Annotated in this window: 19 protein-coding genes; all 19 read left to right on the forward strand. The window is 53.6% G+C overall.

What is annotated here, in order from left to right:
* Window positions 1-42: 42 nt before the first annotated feature.
* The 19 genes from glcD (at window position 43) to gspL (ending at window position 25,023) form a co-directional block, all read left to right on the forward strand.
* On the forward strand, window positions 43-1,542 hold the full coding sequence (gene glcD / locus ATB02_RS07490; protein ID WP_000026098.1) for a glycolate oxidase subunit GlcD: 1,500 nt from the start codon (window positions 43-45) through the stop codon (window positions 1,540-1,542).
* Entirely contained in the window at window positions 1,542-2,594 is a 1,053-nt protein-coding gene (glcE, locus tag ATB02_RS07495) for a glycolate oxidase subunit GlcE (RefSeq protein ID WP_105271328.1), read from the forward strand. Before glcD ends, glcE begins: the two co-directional genes overlap by 1 nt.
* A 10-nt stretch (window positions 2,595-2,604) precedes the next feature.
* On the forward strand, window positions 2,605-3,828 hold the full coding sequence (gene glcF, locus ATB02_RS07500; RefSeq protein ID WP_105271329.1) for a glycolate oxidase subunit GlcF: 1,224 nt from the start codon (window positions 2,605-2,607) through the stop codon (window positions 3,826-3,828).
* 4 nt (window positions 3,829-3,832) lie between these two features.
* On the forward strand, window positions 3,833-4,237 hold the full coding sequence (locus ATB02_RS07505; RefSeq protein ID WP_032306971.1) for a GlcG family protein: 405 nt from the start codon (window positions 3,833-3,835) through the stop codon (window positions 4,235-4,237).
* A gap of 21 nt (window positions 4,238-4,258) precedes the next feature.
* Window positions 4,259-6,430 (forward strand): malate synthase G, encoded by a 2,172-nt coding sequence (gene glcB / locus ATB02_RS07510; protein WP_105271330.1) that lies wholly within the window; start codon window positions 4,259-4,261, stop codon window positions 6,428-6,430.
* Window positions 6,431-6,784: 354 nt separating this feature from the next.
* Window positions 6,785-8,467 (forward strand): glycolate permease GlcA, encoded by a 1,683-nt coding sequence (gene glcA, locus ATB02_RS07515; protein WP_000259279.1) that lies wholly within the window; start codon window positions 6,785-6,787, stop codon window positions 8,465-8,467.
* A gap of 484 nt (window positions 8,468-8,951) precedes the next feature.
* Window positions 8,952-13,508 (forward strand): lipoprotein metalloprotease SslE, encoded by a 4,557-nt coding sequence (gene sslE / locus ATB02_RS07525; protein WP_105271331.1) that lies wholly within the window; start codon window positions 8,952-8,954, stop codon window positions 13,506-13,508.
* Between the two features lie 296 nt (window positions 13,509-13,804).
* Window positions 13,805-14,614: a prepilin peptidase PppA gene (gene pppA / locus ATB02_RS07535; protein ID WP_105271332.1), complete on the forward strand. Its 810-nt coding sequence runs from the start codon at window positions 13,805-13,807 to the stop codon at window positions 14,612-14,614.
* Window positions 14,615-14,679: 65 nt separating this feature from the next.
* A complete protein-coding gene (gene gspS2 / locus ATB02_RS07540) occupies window positions 14,680-15,090 on the forward strand; it encodes a type II secretion system pilot lipoprotein GspS-beta (RefSeq protein WP_105271333.1) in 411 nt (136 codons plus the stop codon).
* Window positions 15,091-15,105: 15 nt separating this feature from the next.
* Window positions 15,106-16,059, forward strand: coding sequence for a type II secretion system protein GspC (gene gspC / locus ATB02_RS07545; RefSeq protein WP_105271334.1), 954 nt, complete (start codon window positions 15,106-15,108; stop codon window positions 16,057-16,059).
* A 29-nt stretch (window positions 16,060-16,088) separates the two neighbouring features.
* Window positions 16,089-18,149 (forward strand): type II secretion system secretin GspD, encoded by a 2,061-nt coding sequence (gene gspD, locus ATB02_RS07550; protein ID WP_105271335.1) that lies wholly within the window; start codon window positions 16,089-16,091, stop codon window positions 18,147-18,149.
* On the forward strand, window positions 18,149-19,642 hold the full coding sequence (gene gspE / locus ATB02_RS07555; RefSeq protein ID WP_105268462.1) for a type II secretion system ATPase GspE: 1,494 nt from the start codon (window positions 18,149-18,151) through the stop codon (window positions 19,640-19,642). The genes gspD and gspE overlap by 1 nt, the downstream gene beginning before the upstream one ends.
* A complete protein-coding gene (gspF, locus tag ATB02_RS07560) occupies window positions 19,642-20,865 on the forward strand; it encodes a type II secretion system inner membrane protein GspF (RefSeq protein WP_105271336.1) in 1,224 nt (407 codons plus the stop codon). Before gspE ends, gspF begins: the two co-directional genes overlap by 1 nt.
* Window positions 20,866-20,881: 16 nt before the next feature.
* The gene (gene gspG, locus ATB02_RS07565; protein WP_001087291.1) at window positions 20,882-21,337 is read left to right on the forward strand and encodes a type II secretion system major pseudopilin GspG; all 456 of its coding nucleotides are present in this window, start codon (window positions 20,882-20,884) and stop codon (window positions 21,335-21,337) included.
* A 3-nt stretch (window positions 21,338-21,340) separates the two neighbouring features.
* Window positions 21,341-21,904 carry a type II secretion system minor pseudopilin GspH gene (gene gspH, locus ATB02_RS07570; protein WP_105271337.1) on the forward strand — a complete coding sequence of 188 codons (564 nt, stop codon included), beginning with the start codon at window positions 21,341-21,343 and terminating at the stop codon, window positions 21,902-21,904.
* A complete protein-coding gene (gspI, locus tag ATB02_RS07575; RefSeq protein ID WP_088541735.1) occupies window positions 21,901-22,272 on the forward strand; it encodes a type II secretion system minor pseudopilin GspI in 372 nt (123 codons plus the stop codon). Before gspH ends, gspI begins: the two co-directional genes overlap by 4 nt.
* Window positions 22,269-22,874 carry a type II secretion system minor pseudopilin GspJ gene (gene gspJ, locus ATB02_RS07580; protein WP_105271338.1) on the forward strand — a complete coding sequence of 202 codons (606 nt, stop codon included), beginning with the start codon at window positions 22,269-22,271 and terminating at the stop codon, window positions 22,872-22,874. Before gspI ends, gspJ begins: the two co-directional genes overlap by 4 nt.
* The gene (gspK, locus tag ATB02_RS07585; protein ID WP_105271339.1) at window positions 22,871-23,848 is read left to right on the forward strand and encodes a type II secretion system minor pseudopilin GspK; all 978 of its coding nucleotides are present in this window, start codon (window positions 22,871-22,873) and stop codon (window positions 23,846-23,848) included. The genes gspJ and gspK overlap by 4 nt, the downstream gene beginning before the upstream one ends.
* The gene (gspL, locus tag ATB02_RS07590; RefSeq protein ID WP_105271340.1) at window positions 23,845-25,023 is read left to right on the forward strand and encodes a type II secretion system protein GspL; all 1,179 of its coding nucleotides are present in this window, start codon (window positions 23,845-23,847) and stop codon (window positions 25,021-25,023) included. The genes gspK and gspL overlap by 4 nt, the downstream gene beginning before the upstream one ends.
* Window position 25,024: the final 1 nt, after the last annotated feature.

Raw genomic sequence — 25,024 nt, forward strand, 5'->3', positions numbered from 1 at the left:
AAAAATCAGCTGCCACACAACACAACAAAGCGAACCCTACTCATGAGCATCTTGTACGAAGAGCGTCTTGATGGCGCTTTACCCGATGTCGACCGTACATCGGTACTGATGGCACTGCGTGAGCATGTCCCTGGACTTGAGATCCTGCATACCGATGAGGAGATTATTCCTTACGAGTGTGACGGGTTGAGCGCGTATCGTACGCGTCCATTACTGGTTGTTCTGCCTAAGCAGATGGAACAGGTGACGGCGATTCTCGCTGTCTGCCACCGTTTGCATGTACCGGTAGTGACCCGTGGCGCAGGCACCGGACTTTCTGGCGGTGCGCTGCCGCTGGAAAAAGGTGTGTTGTTGGTGATGGCGCGCTTTAAAGAAATCCTCGACATTAACCCCGTTGGTCGCCGTGCGCGTGTGCAGCCGGGCGTGCGTAACCTGGCGATCTCCCAGGCTGTTGCGTCGCATAATCTCTATTACGCGCCGGATCCTTCCTCACAAATCGCCTGTTCCATTGGCGGCAACGTGGCGGAAAACGCCGGGGGCGTCCACTGTCTGAAATATGGTCTGACCGTACATAATCTGCTGAAAATTGAAGTGCAAACGCTGGATGGCGAGACACTAACGCTGGGATCGGACGCGCTGGATTCACCCGGTTTTGACCTACTGGCGCTGTTCACCGGATCGGAAGGCATGCTCGGCGTGACCACCGAAGTGACGGTAAAACTGCTGCCGAAGCCCCCTGTGGCACGAGTTCTGTTAGCCAGCTTTGACTCGGTAGAAAAAGCCGGACTTGCGGTTGGCGACATCATCGCTAATGGCATTATCCCTGGCGGGCTGGAGATGATGGATAACCTGTCGATCCGCGCGGCGGAAGATTTTATTCATGCCGGTTATCCCGTCGACGCCGAAGCGATTTTGTTATGCGAGCTGGACGGCGTGGAGTCTGATGTACAGGAAGACTGCGAGCGAGTTAACGACATCTTACTGAAAGCGGGCGCGACTGACGTCCGTCTGGCGCAGGATGAAGCGGAGCGCGTGCGTTTCTGGGCCGGCCGCAAAAATGCTTTTCCGGCGGTAGGACGTATCTCCCCGGATTACTACTGCATGGACGGCACCATCCCGCGCCGCGCGTTGCCTGGCGTACTGGAAGGCATTGCCCGTTTATCGCAGCAATATGATTTACGCGTTGCCAACGTCTTTCATGCCGGAGACGGCAATATGCACCCGTTAATCCTTTTCGATGCCAACGAACCCGGTGAATTCGCCCGTGCGGAAGAATTGGGTGGGAAGATCCTTGAACTCTGTGTTGAAGTAGGCGGCAGTATCAGTGGGGAACATGGCATCGGGCGCGAAAAAATCAATCAGATGTGCGCCCAGTTCAACAGTGATGAAATTACTACCTTTCATGCAGTCAAGGCGGCGTTTGATCCTGATGGTTTGCTGAACCCTGGGAAAAACATCCCCACACTGCACCGCTGCGCTGAATTTGGTGCCATGCACGTGCATCACGGTCATTTACCTTTCCCTGAACTGGAGCGTTTCTGATGCTACGCGAGTGTGATTACAGCCAGGCGCTGCTGGAGCAGGTGAATCAGGCAATTAGCGATAAAACGCCGCTGGTGATTCAGGGAAGCAATAGCAAAGCCTTTTTAGGTCGTCCTGTCATCGGGCAAACGCTGGATGTGCGTTGCCATCGCGGCATTGTTAATTACGACCCGACCGAGCTGGTGATTACCGCGCGTGCCGGAACGCCGCTGGTGGCGATTGAAGCGGCGCTGGAGAGCGCGGGGCAAATGCTCCCCTGCGAGCCACCGCATTATGGTGACGAAGCCACCTGGGGCGGTATGGTCGCCTGCGGGCTGGCAGGGCCGCGTCGCCCGTGGAGTGGTTCGGTACGCGATTTTGTCCTCGGTACGCGCATTATTACCGGCACTGGAAAACATCTGCGCTTTGGTGGCGAAGTGATGAAAAACGTTGCCGGATACGATCTCTCGCGGTTAATGGCCGGAAGCTACGGCTGTCTTGGCGTGCTCACTGAAATCTCGATGAAAGTGTTGCCGCGACCGCGCGCCACACTGAGTTTGCGTCGGGAAATAAGCCTGCAAGAAGCCATGAGTGAAATCGCCCAGTGGCAACTCCAGCCATTACCCATTAGTGGCTTATGTTACTTCGACAATGCGTTGTGGATTCGCTTTGAAGGCGGTGAAGGATCGGTAAAAGCAGCGCGTGAACTGCTGGGTGGTGAAGAGGTTGCGGGTCAGTTCTGGCAGCAATTGCGTGAACAACAACTGCCGTTCTTCTCATTACCGGGCACTTTATGGCGTATTTCCTTACCCACCGATGCGCCGATGATGGATTTACCCGGCGAGCAACTGATCGACTGGGGCGGTGCGTTGCGTTGGCTGAAATCGACAGCCGATGACAATCAAATCCATCGCATCGCCCGCAACGCTGGCGGTCATGCGACCCGCTTTAGTGCCGGAGATGGTGGCTTTGCCCCGCTACCGGCACCTTTATTCCGCTATCACCAGCAGCTTAAACAGCAGCTCGACCCTTGCGGCGTGTTTAACCCCGGTCGCATGTACGCGGAACTTTGAGGAGCAGGCTATGCAAACCCGATTAACAGAAGAGATGCGGCAGAACGCGCGCGCGCTGGAAGCCGACAGCATCCTGCGCGCCTGTGTTCACTGCGGATTTTGTACCGCAACCTGCCCAACTTATCAGCTTTTAGGCGATGAACTGGACGGGCCGCGCGGGCGCATCTATCTGATTAAACAGGTGCTGGAGGGCAACGAAGTCACGCTTAAAACGCAGGAGCATCTCGATCGCTGCCTCACTTGCCGTAATTGTGAAACCACCTGTCCTTCTGGTGTGCGCTATCACAATTTGCTGGATATCGGGCGTGATATTGTCGAGCAGAAAGTGAAACGCCCACTGCCAGAACGAATGCTGCGCGAAGGATTGCGCCAGGTAGTGCCGCGTCCGGCGGTCTTCCGTGCGCTGACGCAGGTAGGGCTGGTGCTGCGACCGTTGTTACCAGAGCAAGTCAGAGCAAAATTGCCCGCTGGAACCATGAAAGCCAAACCGCGTCCGCCGCTGCGCCATAAGCGCCGGGTTTTAATGCTGGAAGGCTGCGCCCAACCTACGCTTTCGCCCAATACCAACGCGGCAACTGCGCGAGTGCTGGATCGTCTGGGGATCAGCGTCATGCCAGCTAACGAAGCAGGCTGTTGTGGCGCGGTGGACTATCATCTTAATGCGCAAGAGAAAGGGCTGGCGCGGGCGCGAAATAATATTGATGCCTGGTGGCCCGCGATTGAAGCAGGTGCCGAGGCAATATTGCAAACAGCCAGTGGTTGCGGCGCGTTCGTCAAAGAGTATGGGCAGATGCTGAAAAACGATGCGTTGTATGCCGATAAAGCGCGTCAGGTCAGTGAACTGGCGGTCGATTTAGTCGAACTTCTGCGCGAGGAACCGCTGGAAAAACTGGCAATTCGCGGCGATAAAAAACTGGCTTTCCACTGCCCGTGTACCCTACAACATGCGCAAAAGCTGAACGGCGAAGTAGAAAAAGTGTTACTTCGTCTTGGGTTTACCTTAACCGACGTTCCCGACAGCCATCTGTGCTGCGGGTCGGCGGGAACGTATGCATTAACGCATCCCGATCTGGCGTGCCAGCTGCGGGATAACAAAATGAATGCGCTGGAAAGCGGCAAACCGGAAATGATCGTCACCGCCAATATTGGTTGCCAGACGCATCTGGCGAGCGCCGGTCGTACCTCTGTGCGTCACTGGATTGAAATTGTAGAACAAGCCCTTGAAAAGGAATAACAAAATGAAAACTAAAGTCATTCTTAGCCAGCAAATGGCGAGTGCAATTATTGCCGCAGGTCAGGAAGAGGCGCAGAAAAATAACTGGTCTGTTTCCATTGCTATTGCTGATGACGGCGGTCATCTGCTGGCGTTAAGTCGCATGGACGATTGCGCGCCGATTGCGGCTTACATCTCCCAGGAGAAAGCGCGTACCGCCGCGCTGGGGCGTCGTGAAACTAAGGGCTATGAAGAGATGGTGAACAACGGACGTACCGCGTTCGTGACTGCGCCGTTACTGACGTCGCTGGAAGGTGGCGTACCGGTTGTTGTGGATGGGCAAATTATTGGTGCCGTGGGCGTTTCTGGTTTAACCGGAGCACAGGATGCGCAGGTCGCGAAAGCGGCAGCAGCGGTGTTGGCGAAATAAGCGAAAACGAGGAGATAAACAATGAGTCAAACCATAACCCAGGGCCGTTTACGCATTGACGCCAATTTTAAACGTTTTGTGGATGAAGAAGTTTTGCCTGGCGTGGAACTGGATGCTGCCGCGTTCTGGCACAATGTTGATGAGATCGTTCACGATCTGGCGCCAGAGAATCGTCAGTTGCTGGCAGAGCGCGATCGCATTCAGGCGGCGCTTGATGAGTGGCATCGCAGCAATCCGGGGCCGGTAAAAGATAAAGCGGCCTATAAATCTTTCCTGCGTGAACTGGGCTACCTGGTGCCGCAACCGGAGCACGTGACGGTGGAAACCACGGGCATTGATAGCGAAATCACCAGTCAGGCGGGGCCGCAGCTGGTGGTTCCGGCGATGAACGCTCGCTACGCGCTGAACGCGGCGAATGCTCGCTGGGGCTCACTGTACGATGCGTTATACGGCAGTGACATCATCCCGCAGGAAGGGGCGATGGTCAGCGGCTACGATCCGCAGCGCGGTGAGCAGGTTATCGCCTGGGTTCGGCGTTTCCTCGATGAATCTCTACCGCTGGAAAACGGCAGCTATCAGGATGTGGTGGCGTTTAAGGTGGTCGATAAACAATTACGCATCCAGTTGAAAAATGGTAAAGAAACCACGTTACGTACTCCAGCACAGTTTGTCGGTTACCGTGGCGATACTGCTGCGCCGACCTGCATTTTGCTGAAAAATAACGGCCTGCATATTGAGCTACAAATCGATGCCAACGGGCGGATTGGCAAAGACGATCCGGCGCACATCAACGATGTTATCGTCGAAGCGGCCATCAGTACCATTCTCGATTGCGAAGATTCGGTCGCGGCGGTTGATGCGGAAGATAAAATCCTGCTGTATCGCAACCTGCTGGGCCTGATGCAGGGGACTCTGCAAGAGAAAATGGAGAAGAACGGTCGGCAAATCGTGCGTAAACTGAATGACGATCGTCAGTACACTGCCGCCGATGGATCTGAAATTTCTCTGCACGGACGCTCGTTGCTGTTTATCCGCAACGTGGGGCATTTGATGACCATTCCTGTGATTTGGGACAGCGAAGGCAATGAAATCCCGGAAGGCATTCTTGATGGCGTCATGACTGGCGCGATTGCCCTCTATGATTTAAAAGTGCAGAAAAACTCGCGCACTGGCAGCGTCTATATTGTGAAACCGAAAATGCACGGTCCGCAGGAAGTGGCGTTCGCCAACAAACTGTTTACCCGCGTTGAGGCAATGCTCGGTATGGCACCGAATACCCTGAAAATGGGCATTATGGATGAAGAACGCCGGACCTCGCTGAACTTGCGTAGTTGTATCGCTCAGGCGAGCAACCGCGTGGCGTTCATCAATACCGGTTTCCTCGACCGTACCGGCGATGAAATGCATTCGGTGATGGAAGCTGGCCCGATGCTGCGTAAAAACCAGATGAAATCGACGCCGTGGATCAAAGCCTACGAACGTAATAACGTGCTTTCCGGTCTGTTCTGTGGGCTGCGCGGTAAAGCGCAAATCGGTAAAGGGATGTGGGCAATGCCGGACCTGATGGCAGACATGTACAGCCAGAAGGGCGACCAATTGCGTGCCGGGGCAAACACGGCCTGGGTTCCGTCGCCAACTGCCGCTACACTCCATGCGCTGCACTACCATCAAACCAACGTACAGAGTGTGCAAGCCAACATTGCCCAGACCGAGTTCAATGCTGAATTTGAACCGCTGCTGGACGATCTGCTGACCATTCCGGTTGCTGAAAATGCTAACTGGTCGGCGCAAGAGATCCAACAAGAGCTGGATAACAACGTGCAGGGAATTCTGGGCTACGTGGTGCGTTGGGTGGAGCAGGGGATTGGTTGTTCAAAAGTGCCGGATATTCACAACGTGGCGCTGATGGAAGACCGCGCAACGCTGCGTATCTCCAGCCAGCATATCGCCAACTGGTTACGTCACGGTATTTTGACCAAAGAACAGGTGCAGGCGTCGCTGGAGAATATGGCGAAAGTGGTTGATCAGCAAAATGCTGGCGATCCGGCATATCGTCCGATGGCGGGGAATTTCGCTAACTCGTGTGCCTTTAAAGCTGCCAGCGATTTGATCTTCCTCGGTGTGAAACAGCCAAACGGTTATACCGAACCGTTATTACACGCCTGGCGTTTACGCGAAAAAGAAAGTCATTAATAGCGTCAAAAAAGCCCCGGCAAGATTTATTGTCGGGGCTATGATAGTAACTGCGGTAGTACATTTATCCCGGAAATAACCGGAGCGATTATCAGGGTTTAACAATATTAAATACCCGTAGCGCATCACTAGCGGGATTAAAACAACATTATGGACATCTTTACGATACTCTGCGCCTGTGTGTGCGGAACAGAAACCCTTACCCGATATACTTGTTATGCCAGAGGTAGCAATTGCGTTAGCGGCGTGCTGTTGCTGTAAAGTATAACGCCTATATTTTACAGTTCAGTCCTCTTTTGCTTATTACAACCTTAAGTATATCAAGCATATAAAGATAATAAGAGACTGAACAATATGGTTACCTGGACCCAAATGTATATGCCGATGGGAGGACTGGGGCTATCCGCTCTGGTCGCCCTGATCCCGATAATATTCTTCTTCGTTGCACTCGCGGTATTACGTCTGAAAGGGCATGTTGCTGGAGCAATAACCCTTATATTATCTATCCTGATTGCGATATTCGCCTTTAAAATGCCAATTGATATGGCATTTGCTGCTGCGGGCTATGGCTTTATTTATGGATTATGGCCTATTGCGTGGATTATTGTCGCGGCGGTATTCCTGTATAAATTAACCGTTGCCAGCGGGCAGTTTGATATTATCCGCAGTTCGGTTATCTCCATCACCGACGATCAGCGGTTGCAGGTGTTACTGATTGGTTTCTCCTTTGGCGCACTGCTGGAAGGAGCGGCTGGCTTTGGCGCGCCGGTGGCGATTACAGGCGCTCTGCTGGTGGGGCTGGGCTTCAAACCGTTATATGCGGCGGGGTTGTGTCTGATTGCCAACACTGCGCCGGTGGCGTTTGGTGCGTTGGGCGTGCCGATTCTGGTCGCTGGTCAGGTAACGGGAATCGATCCGTTTGATATTGGCGCAATGGCGGGACGTCAGTTACCGTTCCTGTCGGTTCTTGTGCCATTCTGGCTGGTGGCAATGATGGACGGTTGGAAAGGGGTGAAAGAGACCTGGCCAGCGGCGCTGGTTGCAGGGGGAAGCTTCGCTGTCACGCAGTTCTTTACCTCTAACTACATTGGTCCGGAACTGCCGGATATTACTTCGGCGCTGGTGAGTATTGTCTCACTCGCTTTATTCCTTAAAGTCTGGCGGCCGAAAAATACCGAAACGGCAATCAGCATGGGGCAATCCGCAGGTGCGATGGTGGTAAATAAGCCATCTTCTGGCGGTCCCGTGCCTTCAGAATATAGTCTGGGGCAAATCATTCGTGCATGGTCACCGTTTTTAATCTTAACGGTACTGGTTACCATCTGGACGATGAAACCATTTAAAGCGTTATTTGCTCCGGGCGGTGCGTTTTATTCGCTGGTGATTAATTTCCAGATCCCTCATTTGCATCAACAAGTGTTGAAAGCGGCACCCATTGTCGCTCAGCCAACGCCAATGGATGCGGTGTTTAAATTCGACCCTCTCTCCGCTGGCGGCACCGCTATTTTTATTGCGGCGATTATCTCGATCTTCATCCTCGGCGTGGGGATCAAGAAAGGTATTGGTGTCTTTGCCGAAACGCTAATTAGCCTGAAGTGGCCGATACTGTCGATTGGCATGGTGCTGGCGTTCGCCTTCGTCACCAACTATTCCGGTATGTCCACCACGCTGGCGCTGGTACTGGCGGGCACAGGCGTGATGTTCCCGTTCTTCTCACCGTTCCTTGGCTGGTTGGGTGTATTTCTCACGGGTTCGGATACGTCTTCTAACGCCCTGTTTGGTTCACTGCAATCAACGACGGCGCAGCAAATCAACGTCTCTGACACCCTGCTGGTGGCAGCAAACACCAGCGGTGGCGTGACCGGCAAGATGATCTCCCCGCAATCTATCGCCGTGGCCTGTGCCGCGACAGGTATGGTGGGCCGAGAATCTGAACTGTTCCGCTACACCGTGAAGCACAGTCTGATTTTTGCCAGCGTTATCGGCATTATCACCCTGCTGCAGGCGTATGTGTTTACCGGGATGTTAGTTTCGTAAATCAATAAAGCCGGATGATCGTTAATATCATCCGGCTTCATTTACATTATTCTGTCTTATTAATTTAAAATCATTTCCTGCTTTATTATCTATACAGTAATAATGTATTGCATTCAGATAACATACTAAATAATTAAGGGTGTGAGAACATCTGTTTTTTTATCACGCAAAACAAGTCTGTATTAATTATGTTCGCTTGATGAGCAAACACCGTTCTATCTGTTGCTTTTGCAATCTAAATCGTTAAAACTATCAACGAATTTATATGGTTACGCTGTGAAAAGTTGTTGATTTTTTGTTTGTTGAAATTTCGTAAAAATAACCTGACAGATATCGTATAGGGGATATTCTTATAGATTTCACCTGTTTTTCTATAAATGATGCCGTTTTCTTAAGAATGGAGGAAGTTATTAGAGAAAATAAAGCATAAAACTATTTTCCCAGTTACAAATTCTTTAATTTTATTTTGTCACTTGCGTTATTAATGAATAAGAAATTTAAATATAAAAAATCGCTTTTAGCGGCTATTTTAAGCGCAACCTTATTAACCGGTTGTGATGGCGGTGGTTCAGGATCGTCCTCCGATACGCCGTCTGTAGATTCTGGAGCAGGGACTTTGCCGGAAGTGAAACCCGATCCAATACCAACCCCGGAACCGACACCTGAGCCGACGCCGGACCCAGAACCTACACCAGACCCGACACCCGATCCAGAGCCGACACCAGAACCGGAGCCAGAACCTGTTCCTACGAAAACGGGGTATCTGACCCTGGGCGGAAGCCAGCGGGTAACTGGTGCTACCTGTAATGGTGAATCCAGCGACGGCTTTACCTTTACGCCAGGCAATACCGTGAGTTGTGTGGTGGGCAGTACGACCATTGCAACATTCAACACCCAGTCAGAGACTGCGCGTAGCCTGCGTGCGGTTGACAAAGTGTCGTTTAGTCTTGAGGACGCGCAAGAACTGGCGGGTTCCGACAACAAGAAAAGCAATGCGCTCTCGCTGGTCACCTCCATGAACAGTTGCCCGGCGAATACAGAGCAGGTGTGCCTGGAGTTCTCCTCGGTGATCGAGAGTAAACGTTTCGACTCGCTGTATAAGCAAATCGATCTGGCACCGGAAGAGTTCAAAAAGCTGGTCAATGAAGAGGTGGAAAACAATGCCGCGACCGATAAAGCGCCATCCACTCATACCTCACCGGTCGTGCCTGTCACCACGCCGGGAACAAAACCGGATCTGAACGCCTCCTTCGTGTCGGCTAACGCGGAACAGTTTTATCAGTATCAACCCACTGAAATCATTCTCTCTGAAGGTCGACTGGTAGATAGTCAGGGGGATGGTGTAGTTGGCGTCAACTATTACACCAATTCCGGCCGTGGTGTAACCGGAGAAAACGGGGAATTTTCCTTTAGTTGGGGGGAAACCATCTCCTTTGGCATCGACACTTTTGAGCTTGGTTCTGTGCGTGGTAACAAGTCGACTATTGCGCTGACGGAGCTGGGCGATGAAGTTCGCGGGGCAAATATCGATCAGCTTATCCACCGCTATTCGAAAGCCGGACAAAATAATACCCGTGTTGTTCCGGACGATGTACGCAAGATCTTTGCCGAATATCCCAACGTGATTAACGAGATTATCAATCTCTCGTTATCCAACGGTGCGACGCTGGGGGAAGGTGAGCAAGTCGTTAATCTGCCTAACGAATTTATCAAGCAGTTTGAAACGGGTCAGGCAAAAGAGATTGATAACGCAATCTGTGCGAAAACTGGCGGTTGCAACCAGGCACGCTGGTTCTCGCTGACGACGCGCAATGTTAATGACGGCCAGATTCAGGGCGTTATCAACAAGCTGTGGGGCGTGGATACAAGTTACAAATCTGTCAGCAAGTTCCACGTATTCCATGACTCTACCAACTTCTATGGCAGCACCGGTAATGCGCGCGGTCAAGCTGTGGTGAATATCTCCAACGCGGCGTTCCCGATTCTGATGGCGCGTAATGATAAAAACTACTGGCTGGCCTTCGGCGAGAAACGTGCCTGGGATAAAAATGAGCTGGCGTACATTACTGAAGCGCCTTCCATTGTGCGACCAGAGAACGTGACACGCGAAACCGCCACCTTCAACCTGCCGTTTATCTCGCTGGGGCAAGTGGGCGATGGCAAGCTGATGGTTATCGGTAACCCGCACTACAACAGCATTTTGCGTTGTCCGAACGGTTACAGCTGGAACGGGGGCGTTAATAAAGACGGGCAGTGTACGCTCAACAGCGACCCGGATGACATGAAGAACTTCATGGAGAACGTGTTGCGCTATCTGTCCGACGATAAATGGACGCCGGACGCGAAAGCCAGCATGACCGTAGGCACCAACCTGGATACCGTTTATTTCAAACGTCATGGTCAGGTTACAGGAAACAGTGCTGCGTTCGACTTCCATCCGGATTTTGCGGGCATCTCTGTTGAGCATTTAAGTAGCTATGGCGATCTCGATCCGCAGGAAATGCCGCTGCTGATCCTTAACGGCTTTGAATATGTGACTCAGGTGGGGGGCGATCCCTATGCAGTGCCTCTGCGTGCAGATACCAGCAAACCGAAGCTGAGCCAGCAGGATGTGACCGATCTGATCGCCTATATGAACAAAGGTGGATCGGTGCTGATCATGGAAAACGTGATGAGCAATCTTAAGGAAGAGAGCGCATCTGGCTTTGTACGTCTGCTTGATGCCGCAGGTCTGTCGATGGCACTGAACAAGTCGGTGGTGAATAACGATCCTCAAGGGTATCCGAACCGCGTTCGTCAGCAGCGCGCAACGGGCATTTGGGTCTATGAACGTTATCCTGCCGTAGATGGTGCGTTGCCGTACACCATCGATAATAAGACAGGGGAAGTTAAGTGGAAATATCAGCAAGAAAACAAACCTGATGACAAACCGAAACTGGAAGTTGCCAGCTGGCAGGAGGAAGTTGAGGGCAAACAGGTAACCCAATTCGCCTTTATTGATGAAGCCGACCACAAAACGCCTGAGTCACTGGCTGCGGCGAAGCAGAGAATTCTGGACGCGTTCCCTGGGCTGGAAGAGTGTAAGGATTCTGACTACCACTACGAGGTCAACTGTCTGGAATACCGTCCTGGCACGGGGGTTCCGGTTACTGGTGGCATGTATGTTCCACAGTATACGCAACTAAGCCTTAACGCCGACACGGCAAAAGCGATGGTGCAGGCTGCGGATTTAGGCACCAACATTCAGCGCCTGTATCAGCATGAGCTCTACTTCCGGACCAATGGTCGCAAAGGTGAGCGTCTGAACAGCGTCGATCTGGAACGTCTGTACCAGAACATGTCGGTCTGGCTGTGGAATAAAATTGAATATCGCTATGAAAGCGGCAAGGAAGACGAGCTGGGCTTTAAAACGTTCACCGAGTTCCTGAACTGCTACGCCAACGATGCTTACGATGGTGGCACGCAGTGCTCCGCAGAGCTGAAACAATCGCTGATCGATAACAAGATGATCTACGGTGAAGGCAGCAAAGCAGGCATGATGAACCCGAGCTACCCGCTCAACTATATGGAAAAACCGCTGACGCGCCTGATGCTGGGCCGTTCCTGGTGGGATCTGAACATCAAAGTTGATGTCGAGAAGTATCCGGGAGCGGTATCGGCAGAAGGTGAGAGCGTTACTGAAACCATCAGACTGTACTCGAATCCGACCAAATGGTTTGCAGGTAACATGCAGTCAACTGGCCTGTGGGCACCGGCTCAGAAAGAGGTCACCATTAAGTCCAATGCGAACGTTCCTGTGACCGTCACCGTGGCGCTGGCTGACGACCTGACCGGACGTGAGAAGCATGAAGTTGCGCTGAACCGTCCGCCAAGAGTGACTAAAACGTACTCTCTGGACGCTAGCGGTACGGTGAAGTTCAAGGTGCCTTACGGTGGCCTGATTTATATCAAGGGCAATAGCTCTACCAATGAATCTGCCAGCTTCACCTTTACTGGCGTGGTAAAAGCACCGTTCTATAAAGACGGCGCATGGAAAAACGATCTGAACTCTCCTGCGCCGTTGGGCGAGCTGGAATCAGACGCTTTCGTCTACACCACGCCGAAGAAGAACCTTGAGGCCAGCAATTTCACTGGTGGCGTAGCAGAATTCGCTAAAGATCTGGATACCTTTGCCAGCTCGATGAATGACTTCTACGGTCGTAATGATGAAGACGGTAAGCACCGGATGTTTACCTATAAAAACTTGACGGGCCACAAGCATCGTTTCACCAACGATGTGCAGATCTCCATCGGTGATGCGCATTCGGGTTATCCGGTAATGAACAGCAGCTTCTCGACGAACAGCACCACGCTGCCGACGACGCCGCTGAACGACTGGCTGATTTGGCACGAAGTCGGTCATAACGCTGCAGAAACACCGCTGAACGTACCGGGTGCAACTGAAGTGGCGAACAACGTGCTGGCGCTGTACATGCAGGATCGCTATCTCGGTAAGATGAACCGTGTCGCTGACGATATTACCGTCGCGCCGGAATATCTGGACGAGAGCAACGGTCAGGCCTGGGCGCGCGGCGGTGCGGGCGACCGTCTGCTGATGTACGCGCAGCTGAAGGAGTGGGCAGAGAAAAACTTTGATATCAAACAGTGGTATCCAGAAGGTGACCTGCCTAAGTTCTACAGCGATCGTGAAGGGATGAAAGGCTGGAACCTGTTCCAGTTGATGCACCGTAAAGCACGTGGCGATGAGGTTGGTAACACCAGGTTTGGCGAAAGAAATTACTGTGCCGAATCCAACGGTAACGCTGCCGACAAGCTGATGCTGTGTGCATCCTGGGTCGCCCAGACGGATCTTTCGGAGTTCTTTAAGAAATGGAATCCGGGCGCGAATGCTTACCAGCTTCCGGGGGCAAGCGAGATGAGCTTCGAGGGCGGAGTGAGCCAGTTGGCTTACGAGACGCTCGCGGCGCTTGGTCTGCCGAAACCGCAGCAAGGGCCGGAAACCATTAATCAGGTTACCGAGCATAAGATGTCAGTTGAGTAAGCCCGTAGGCCGGATAAGGCGCTCGCGCCGCATCCGGCATGATATAAGGCGCACCGGGTCAACACATATGCCCGATGCGCCAGCTTATCGGGCCTACAGACAGGGAAAGTCGCGATTATTTTCGCTGGCAGACACCCGTAGGCCGGATAAGGCGCTCGCGCCGCATCCGGCATGAAATAAGGCGCATTGGGTCAACACATTTGCCCGATGCGCAAGCTTATCGGGCCTGGAGGAAAGCCGTATGGCATACACCTGCAGGCCCGCATCCGGCAAGTTACAACAAATAACCTTTAACCATGTTTTTTGATGTTTTTCAGCAATACCCCGCGGCGATGCCCGTCCTGGCTACCGTCGGAGGATTGATTATCGGCAGTTTTTTGAATGTGGTGATTTGGCGTTACCCCATCATGCTGCGCCAACAAATGGCGGAGTTTCACGGTGAAATGCCGAGTGCGCAGTCAAAAATAAGCCTTGCGCTACCGCGTTCGCACTGTCCGCATTGTCAGCAGACCATCCGCGTTCGTGACAATATTCCGCTGCTCTCCTGGTTGATGCTCAAAGGGCGCTGCCGTGATTGTCAGGCGAAAATCAGCAAGCGTTATCCGCTGGTGGAGTTATTGACGGCACTCGCTTTTTTGCTGGCGAGTCTGGTCTGGCCGGAAAGTGGATGGGGGCTGGCGGTGATGATATTATCCGCCTGGCTTATTGCCGCGAGCATCATCGACCTTGATAACCAATGGCTGCCCGATGTTTTTACTCAGGGCGTATTGTGGACAGGACTGATTGCGGCATGGGCGCAACAGAGTCCGTTAACGCTACAAGACGCAGTTACCGGCGTCCTGGTGGGATTTATCACTTTTTACTCCCTGCGCTGGATAGCCGGAATAGTTCTGCGTAAAGAAGCATTAGGCATGGGCGATGTATTACTCTTCGCCGCGTTAGGTGGCTGGGTGGGCGCGTTGTCGCTGCCCAATGTGGCTTTAATCGCCTCATGCTGCGGCCTGATATATGCCGTTATTACAAAAAGAGGATCAACCACACTGCCTTTTGGACCGTGTTTAAGTCTGGGCGGTATAGCAACACTTTATCTACAGGCATTGTTTTAATGATAACCCCGTCATTATCAAAGTGACATTTTAACTCTTATTAATAACCTTAGAGATTATTTACCATGTCGATAAAACAGATGCCAGGGAGGGTATTAATATCGCTATTATTGAGCGCTACAGGATTATTCAGTGGCTGTGCCAGCCATAATGAAAATGCCAGTTTACTGGCGAAAAAACAGGCGCAAAATATCAGCCAAAACCTGCCGATTAAATCTGCGGGTTATACCTTAGTGCTGGCGCAAAGCAGCGGCACGACGGTAAAAATGACCATCATCAGCGAAGCGGGTGCTCAGACCACGCAGACGCCTGACGCCTTTTTAACCAGCTACCAACGACAAATGTGTGCAGACCCAACGGTGAAATTAATGATCACCGAGGGAATTAATTACAGCATAACGATTAATGATACACGTACAGGTAACCAGTATCAGCGGAAACTGGATCGCACTACTTGTGGAATAGTCAAAGCATAACGTTGGGTATATAAATTGGCGCGGGTTGTTTTTCGTAACGCACGAATTTATCTCATTCAATGGCTGACTAAAATTCGTCACACTCTTAACCAGAGACAATCTCTTAATACAAACAAAGAGCATCTTCGCAAAATTGTACGCGCGATGTTCTGGCTGATGCTGCTTATTATTTCTGCAAAAATGGCGTATTCACTCTGCCGCTATTTCTCCTTTTCTGCGGAATATACGGCGGTTTCTCAATGGGTGAATAAACAGCCCCATGCGGATGTAAAAACGTTCGATAAAAAAGATGTGCAATTAATCAGCCAGCAAAACTGGTTTGGTAAATATCAGCGCGTCGCCACACCGGTAAAGCAACCTGAACCTGTAGCAGAAACGCGTCTTAATGTGGTGCTGCGCGGGATCGCCTTTGGTGCCAGACCCGGTGCGGTTATTGAAGAAGGTGGCAAACAGCAGGTCTATTTGCAGGGTGAACGGCTTGGCTCTCACAACGCAGTGATTGAGGAAATCAACCGCGACCATGTGATGCTGCGCTATCAGGGAAAAATAGAGCGGCTCAGTCTGGTAGAAGAGGAGCGTTCCACCGTAGCCGTGACCAACAAAAAAGCCGTCAGTGACGAAGCAAAGCAAGCTGTTGTTGAGCCTGCTGTCAGTGCGCCCGTTGAGATCCCGGCGGCCGTGCGTCAGGCACTGGCGAAAGATCCGCAGAAAATTTTTAACTATATCCAGCTTACGCCTGTGCGTAAGGAGGGGATTGTCGGTTATGCAGTGAAACCGGGGGCAGATCGTTCTCTGTTCGATGCCAGCGGTTTCAGGGAAGGCGATATCGCCATTGCACTAAATCAGCAGGATTTCACTGATCCACGAGCAATGATTGCTCTGATGCGGCAGTTACCTTCAATGGATTCCATTCAACTTACGGTTTTACGCAAGGGTGCGCGCTACGACATTTCCATCGCGCTGCGCTAACCGCATTTAATCCAGGAGAATCATTCATCGTGTTTTGGCGTGATATTACGTTGTCGGTCTGGCGTAAGAAGACAACTGGCCTCAAAACAAAAAAGCGTTTACTGCCGCTGGTGCTGGCAGCGGTATTATGCAGTTCACCGGCCTGGGCGGAAGAAGCCACTTTCACCGCTAATTTTAAAGATACCGACCTGAAATCGTTCATCGAAACCGTCGGCGCTAACCTTAATAAAACCATCATTATGGGGCCGGGCGTTCAGGGGAAAGTGAGTATTCGCACTATGACGCCGCTCAATGAACGCCAGTATTACCAGTTATTCCTTAACCTGCTGGAAGCGCAGGGGTATGCCGTCGTACCGATGGAAAACGACGTGCTGAAGGTGGTGAAATCCAGTGCCGCGAAAGTCGAGCCGCTGCCGCTGGTTGGTGAAGGCAGCGACAACTACGCGGGCGATGAAATGGTCACCAAAGTCGTGCCGGTACGTAATGTGTCGGTACGCGAGCTGGCACCGATTCTGCGCCAGATGATTGACAGCGCAGGCTCAGGCAACGTTGTTAATTACGATCCCTCCAACGTAATTATGCTCACCGGACGCGCCTCCGTCGTGGAGCGGCTGACAGAAGTGATCCAGCGTGTGGATCACGCGGGAAATCGCACTGAAGAGGTGATCCCGCTGGATAACGCCTCGGCTTCGGAAATCGCCCGCGTGCTGGAAAGCCTGACGAAAAACAGCGGCGAGAACCAGCCTGCAACGCTGAAATCACAGATTGTCGCCGACGAACGCACCAACAGTGTGATTGTCAGTGGTGACCCGGCCACGCGGGACAAAATGCGCCGCCTGATCCGTCGTCTGGACTCAGAAATGGAACGCAGCGGCAACAGCCAGGTGTTCTATCTCAAATACAGCAAAGCGGAAGATCTGGTCGATGTGTTGAAACAGGTCAGCGGCACGCTCACGGCGGCTAAAGAAGAGGCGGAAGGCACAGTTGGTAGCGGGCGTGAGGTTGTCTCTATTGCCGCCAGTAAACACAGTAATGCCCTGATTGTCACCGCGCCGCAGGACATTATGCAGTCGCTGCAAAGCGTGATTGAACAACTGGATATTCGCCGTGCTCAGGTGCATGTAGAGGCGTTGATTGTGGAAGTTGCCGAAGGCAGCAATATCAACTTCGGCGTGCAGTGGGCGTCAAAAGATGCCGGGTTAATGCAGTTTGCCAACGGTACGCAGATCCCTATCGGCACGCTGGGGGCGGCGATTTCTGCAGCGAAGCCACAGAAAGGTTCAACGGTGATCAGCGAAAACGGTGCCACCACCATTAATCCGGATACTAACGGCGATCTCTCCACGCTCGCCCAGCTTCTTTCTGGCTTTAGCGGTACGGCGGTTGGCGTGGTGAAAGGCGACTGGATGGCGCTGGTACAGGCGGTTAAAAACGACTCCAGCTCGAACGTTCTCTCCACGCCGAGCATCACTACGCTGGACAACCAGGAAGCCTTCTTCATGGTGGGCCAGGATGTTCCGGTATTAACCGGCTCTACCGTTGGCTCCAATAACAGCAATCCTTTCAATACAGTAGAAAGGAAAAAAGTCGGCATCATGCTGAAAGTCACGCCGCAGATTAACGAAGGAAACGCGGTACAGATGGTGATTGAGCAGGAAGTGTCGAAGGTGGAAGGACAGACCAGCCTCGACGTCGTGTTTGGTGAGCGCAAACTGAAGACCACCGTGCTGGCTAACGATGGCGAGCTGATTGTGCTTGGCGGTCTGATGGACGACCAGGCAGGAGAAAGCGTGGCGAAAGTGCCGCTGCTTGGCGATATCCCATTGATTGGTAACCTGTTTAAATCGACGGCGGATAAAAAAGAAAAACGTAACCTGATGGTGTTTATCCGCCCGACCATTCTGCGTGATGGTATGGCGGCAGACGGCGTGTCGCAGCGCAAATATAACTACATGCGCGCCGAGCAAATCTACCGCGATGAGCAGGGCTTAAGCCTGATGCCGCACACCGCGCAGCCGATATTGCCTGCGCAAAATCAGGCCTTACCGCCGGAAGTTCGCGCGTTCCTTAATGCCGGGAGAACGCGTTAATGGTGCCTGTAGCACAGGAAACCACCGCTAACACCGTGCGTCTGCCCTACAGTTTCAGCCGTCGGTTTAGCCTGGTGGCATGGTGCGAAGCGTCGCTGGAGATCCTCCATGTGCATCCGTTGTCGCTCTCTGTTTTGCAGGAGCTGCAGCGGGGGCTGAACGCGTCTTTTACGCTGCGGCAAATCGACGAGGCCGAATTTGAACAGCGGCTGAATGCGGTCTGGCAGCGGGACTCTTCCGAAGCTCGCCAGCTGATGGAAGATCTCGGTTCCGCCGAGGACTTTTTTACCCTCGCGGAAGAACTGCCGGAAACGGAAGATCTGCTGGAAAGTGACGACGATGCGCCAATCATCAAACTGATCAACGCCATGTTGGCAGAGGCGATTAAAGAAGGCGCTTCGGATATCCACATCGAGACGTTTGAAAAGAGTCTGGTGATCCGTTTTCGTGTTGACGGCACATTACATGAAATGCTGCGTCCGGGGCGCAAACTGGCCTCGCTGCTGGTATCGCGTATTAAGGTGATGGCACGGCTGGATATCGCCGAAAAACGCGTACCGCAGGATGGGCGCATTGCGCTGCTGCTGGGTGGTCGGGCGATTGACGTGCGTGTCTCCACTATGCCTTCCGCCTGGGGCGAGCGCGTGGTGCTGCGACTGCTGGACAAAAACCAGGCCCGCCTGACGCTGGAGCGTCTGGGTTTAAGTCAGCAACTGACCGCGCAGCTGCGCCAGTTACTGCACAAACCGCACGGCATCTTTCTGGTGACGGGGCCGACAGGTTCCGGCAAAAGCACCACGCTGTACGCCGGATTGCAGGAGCTGAACAATCACTCGCGCAACATTCTCACGGTTGAAGACCCCATCGAATACATGATTGAAGGGATCGGTCAGACACAGGTTAACACCCGCGTCGGCATGACCTTCGCCCGTGGCCTGCGCGCGATTTTGCGTCAGGACCCGGATGTGGTGATGGTCGGTGAAATCCGCGATACCGAAACCGCAGAAATCGCCGTCCAGGCGTCATTGACCGGACACCTGGTACTTTCCACGCTGCATACCAACACGGCGGTGGGGGCGATCACGCGTTTGCAGGATATGGGCGTTGAGCCTTTCCTGCTCTCTTCCAGCCTGACGGGCGTGATGGCGCAGCGACTTGTTCGCACACTGTGCACCGACTGCCGCCAGCCCGCGCCTGCCACTGATGAAGAAAAACGCCTGCTGGGAATTACCGATGTGCGTACCGTCACGCTGTACCATCCGCAGGGCTGCCCCGCCTGTAATCACAAAGGTTTTCGCGGGCGTACTGCCATCCATGAGCTGATCGTGGTAGACGCCACATTGCGTGATTTGATCCACCGTCAGGCCGGGGAACTGGAGCTGGAACGTTATGTCCGGCAACACTCTGCGGGTATCCGCAGCAACGGCATTGAGAAAGTGCTTGCCGGAGAAACCTCTCTCGATGAAGTGCTGCGGGTAACGATGGAGGCGTAATGGCACTGTTTTACTATCAGGCGTTACAGCGTAATGGTCGCAAAACCAAAGGTATGATTGAGGCGGATTCCGCGCGTCATGCCCGCCAGTTGTTGCGCGGTAAAGAGCTTATCCCCGTGCACATTGAAGCCCGGATGAATGCTTCGTCAGGGGGAATGTTGCAGCATCGGCGACACGCACATCGTCGTGTGGCGGCGGCAGATCTGGCGCTGTTCACTCGCCAACTGGCAACGCTGGTGCAGGCAGCAATGCCGCTGGAAACCTGCTTACAGGCGGTCAGTGAGCAAAGTGAAAAACTGCATGTAAAAAGCCTCGGAATGGCGCTACGCAGCCGGATTCAGGAAGGTTACACCCTGTCGGACAGCCTGCGCGAACATCCCCGCGTCTTTGACTCCCTGTTTTGTTCGATGGTGGCTGCCGGAGAAAAATCCGGGCATCTCGACGTGGTACTCAATCGCCTGGCGGATTACACCGAACAGCGACAGCACCTGAAATCACGCCTGCTGCAGGCCATGCTCTATCCGCTGGTACTGCTGGTGGTGGCAACGGGCGTGGTCACTATTTTGCTGACGGCGGTGGTGCCGAAAATTATCGAACAGTTTGATCATCTCGGACACGCGCTGCCTGCCTCCACCCGCGCTCTTATCGCTATGAGCGACGCGTTGCAGACCAGCGGCGTTTACTGGCTGGCGGGTCTGCTGGGGCTTCTGGTGCTGGGGCAACGACTACTCAAAAATCCTGCGATGCGCCTGCGCTGGGATAAAACCTTGCTGCGTCTTCCCGTGACGGGGCGTGTTGCGCGCGGACTGAATACGGCGCGCTTTTCCCGCACCTTAAGCATCCTCACCGCCAGCAGTGTTCCGCTACTGGAAGGCATTCAGACCGCCGCCGCCGTGTCGGCAAATCGCTATGTCGAGCAACAACTGCTGCTGGCGGCAGATCGCGTCCGCGAAGGAAGCAGTCTACGCGCTGCGCTGGCGGAGTTGCGCCTGTTTCCGCCGATGATGCTGTACATGATCGCCTCCGGCGAACAGAGTGGCGAGCTGGAAACCATGCTTGAACAGGCCGCAGTCAACCAGGAACGGGAATTTGATACCCAGGTGGGGCTGGCGTTGGGGCTGTTTGAGCCTGCTCTGGTGGTGATGATGGCGGGTGTGGTGCTGTTTATCGTCATCGCCATCCTCGAGCCGATGCTGCAACTGAATAATATGGTTGGAATGTAATTTACGGAGTTATCACATGAATTCGTTATCCCGCACACAAAAACCACGGGCAGGTTTTACCCTGCTGGAAGTGATGGTGGTGATTGTTATTCTTGGCGTCCTGGCAAGTCTGGTGGTGCCTAACCTTTTGGGCAACAAAGAGAAAGCAGATCGGCAAAAAGCCATCAGCGATATCGTGGCGCTGGAGAACGCGCTGGATATGTATCGACTGGATAACGGGCGTTATCCGACCACCGAACAGGGGCTTGAGGCGCTGATTCAGCAACCGGCCAATATGGCGGACTCCCGCAACTACCGTCCTGGTGGATACATCAAACGGCTGCCAAAGGATCCGTGGGGCAATGATTATCAGTATCTCAGCCCGGGTGAAAAAGGACTGTTTGATGTTTACACCTTAGGGGCGGATGGTCAGGAAAACGGGGAAGGTGCTGGCGCAGATATCGGTAACTGGAATTTGCAGGAGTTTCAGTAATCAGTGCCCAAACGTGGATTCACTCTTCTGGAAATCATGCTGGTGATTTTCCTTATCGGCCTTGCCAGTGCGGGCGTGGTACAGACTTTTGCGAGCCGTTCTGAACCGCCCGCGAAAAAAGCGGCGCAGGATTTCCTGGCCCGCTTTGCGCAGTTTAAGGACAGGGCAGTGATCGAAGGGCAAACACTCGGTGTGCTAATCGACCCGCCTGGTTATCAGTTTATGCAGCGTCGTCACGGGCAGTGGTTGCCCGTTTCCGCGACCCGGTTATCGGCACAGGTTACGGTGGTGAAACAGGTGCAAATGCTGCTACAACCCGGCAGTGATATCTGGCAGAAGGAATATGCGCTGGAGCTGCAACGCCGCCGCCTGACGCTGCACGATATTGAACTGGAGCTGCAAAAAGAGGCGAAAAAGAAGACGCCGCAGATCCGTTTTTCTCCTTTTGAACCCGCCGCGCCGTTTACGCTGCGCTTCTACTCGGCGGCGCAAAACGCGTGTTGGGCGGTAAAGCTGGCGCACGATGGCGCGTTATCCCTCAATCAATGTGATGAGAGGATGCCATGAAGCGCGGATTTACCTTGCTGGAAGTGATGATCGCACTGGCGATTTTTGCGCTGGCTGCCACGGCGGTGTTACAGATTGCCAGCGGTGCGCTGAGTAATCAGCAAATCCTTGAGGAAAAAACGGTAGCGGGCTGGGTAGCTGAAAACCAGACCGCACTGCTCTACCTGATGACCCGCGAACAACGGGCGCTCAGGCACCAGGGCGAGAGTGATATGGCAGGAAGCCGCTGGTACTGGCGAACCACACCGCTGAGTACAGGCAACGCGCTACTCCAGGCGGTGGATATTGAAGTCAGCCGTCACGAAGACTTTTCGTCGGTGATTCAGTCACGACGCGCCTGGTTTAGCGCCGTGGGAGGCCAACAGTGAGAAGGACTCACGCTGGTTTCACGTTACTGGAAATGCTGGTGGCAATCGCCATTTTTGCCTCGCTGGCACTGATGGCACAGCAGGTGACAAACGGCGTTACACGCGTGAATAGCGCCGTCGCCGGACACGATCAAAAACTGAACCTCATGCAGCAAACGATGAGTTTTCTGACCCACGATCTGACACAAATGATGCCGCGTCCGGTAAGAGGCGATCAGGGTCAGCGAGAACCTGCGTTACTGGCGGGCGCTGGCGTGCTGGCCTCTGAGAGTGAAGGAATACGCTTTGTGCGCGGCGGTGTGGTTAATCCATTGATGCGTCTGCCGCGCAGTAATCTGCTCACCGTCGGTTACCGCATTCATGACGGTTATCTCGAACGGTTAGCCTGGCCGCTGACCGATGCCGCAGGCAGCGTGAAGCCAACAACGCAAAAGTTGATTCCGGCGGATTCACTTCGTTTGCAGTTTTACGACGGCACGCGCTGGCAGGAAACCTGGTCATCAGTGCAGGCGATCCCTGTGGCAGTGCGCATGACTCTGCATTCGCCGCAATGGGGCGAGATTGAACGCATCTGGTTGTTACGCGGGCCGCAATTATCATGATCACCTCACCACCAAAACGCGGAATGGCACTGGCCGTAGTGCTGGTATTGCTGGCGGTCATGATGCTGGTAACCATCACGCTTTCCGGGCGGATGCAGCAACAACTTGGGCGAACGCGCAGCCAGCAGGAGTACCAGCAGGCGCTGTGGTATAGCGCCAGTGCAGAAAGCCTGGCGTTGAGCGCACTCAGTCTGAGCCTGAAAAATGAAAAGCGTGTGCATCTGGCACAGCCGTGGGCTTCTGGCCCTCGTTTTTTCCCACTGCCGCAGGGGCAAATCGCCGTCACTCTGCGTGACGCACAGGCCTGCTTTAACCTGAATGCCCTCGCTCAGCCGACGACGGCGTCGCGTCCGCTCGCGGTACAACAACTGATTGCCCTGATCTCGCGCCTGGATGTGCCTGCTTATCGGGCCGAACTGATAGCCGAAAGCTTGTGGGAATTTATTGACGAGGACCGCAGCGTGCAGACGCGTCTGGGCCGTGAAGACAGCGAGTATCTCGCCCGTTCGGTACCGTTCTACGCCGCGAATCAACCGCTGGCCGATATCAGCGAGATGCGCGTGGTGCAGGGAATTGACGCCGGGCTTTATCAAAAACTGAAACCGCTGGTCTGTGCGCTGCCGATGACCCACCAGCAAATCAACATCAATACCTTAGACGTCACGCAAAGTGTGATTCTTGAGGCGCTGTTTGACCCGTGGTTAAGCCCTGTTCAGGCGCGGGCGTTATTACAACAACGTCCGGCGAAGGGCTGGGAAGATGTCGATCAGTTTCTCGCACAGCCGCTACTTGCTGACGTCGATGAGCGTACTAAAAAACAGCTAAAAACCGTCCTGAGCGTGGACAGCAGTTACTTCTGGCTGCGTTCAGATATCACCGTGAATGAGATTGAACTGACGATGAACTCGTTAATTGTCCGCATGGGCCCACAACACTTTTCTGTTCTCTGGCATCAGACAGGAGAAAGTGAGTGAGTTCCATCCTTGAGATTTTTTTCCCGCTTTGCGCCGCTGATCCCATCCGTTGGCAGCGCCGTACACCCGACGTGGAGCACGGTATCTGGTCTGACGTTGCTGGCGAACATCTCCAGCAATGGTTGCAAACTGATGCGATTCGACTCTACATTCCTGGCGAATGGATCAGCGTCTGGCAGGTTGAACTGCCTGATGTCCCCCGCAAGCAGATACCGACTATTCTGCCCGCCTTACTGGAAGAAGAGCTGAACCAGGATATCGATGAACTGCATTTCGCCCCGTTGAAAATCGACCAGCAACTGGCAACCGTAGCTGTGATTCACCAGCAGCATATGCGCAACATTGCGCAGTGGTTGCAGGAAAACGGCATTACTCGCGCCACCGTTGCACCGGACTGGATGTCCATTCCTTGTGGATTTATGGCTGGCGATGAACAGCGAATTATTTGCCGCATCGATGAATGCCGGGGATGGAGCGCCGGGCGGGCGCTGGCCCCGGTCATGTTCCGCGCACAGCTCAATGAGCAGGCATCACCGCTTTCGCTGACCGTAGTCGGAATCGCGCCGGAAGAGCTATCCGCATGGGCTGGCCCAGACGCTGAACGTCTGACCGTTACGGCCCTGCCAGCCGTTACCACTTATGGCGAACCTGAAGGGAACCTGCTAACAGGGCCGTGGCAGCCTCGTGTCAGCTACCGAAAACAGTGGGCGCGCTGGCGGGTGATGATTCTGCCGATATTGCTGATTCTGGTTGCGCTGGCAGTGGAACGGGGCGTGACGTTATGGAGCGTCAGCGAACAGGTGGCGCAAAGCCGCACCCAGGCGGAGAAACAGTTCTTAACGCTATTCCCGGAGCAGAAGCGGATTGTGAATTTACGCTCTCAGGTGACGATGGCGCTGAAAAAATATCGCCTACAGGCCGACGATACCCGGCTGCTCGCAGAATTGTCAGCGATCGCCAGTACCCTGAAATCAGCGTCACTTACCGACATCGAAATGCGTGGTTTCACCTTTGATCAAAAACGCCAGACGCTTCACCTCCAGCTACGGGCTGCGAACTTTGCCAGCTTCGACAAACTGCGTAGCGCACTGGCGGCAGATTATGTTGTGCAACAGGACGCGTTACAGAAAGAGGGTGATGCGGTTTCCGGCGGCGTAACGTTGCGGAGGAAATAAC

The organism is Escherichia sp. MOD1-EC5189 (assembly GCF_002966045.1).
GTDB classification, from domain to species: domain Bacteria; phylum Pseudomonadota; class Gammaproteobacteria; order Enterobacterales; family Enterobacteriaceae; genus Escherichia; species Escherichia coli_F.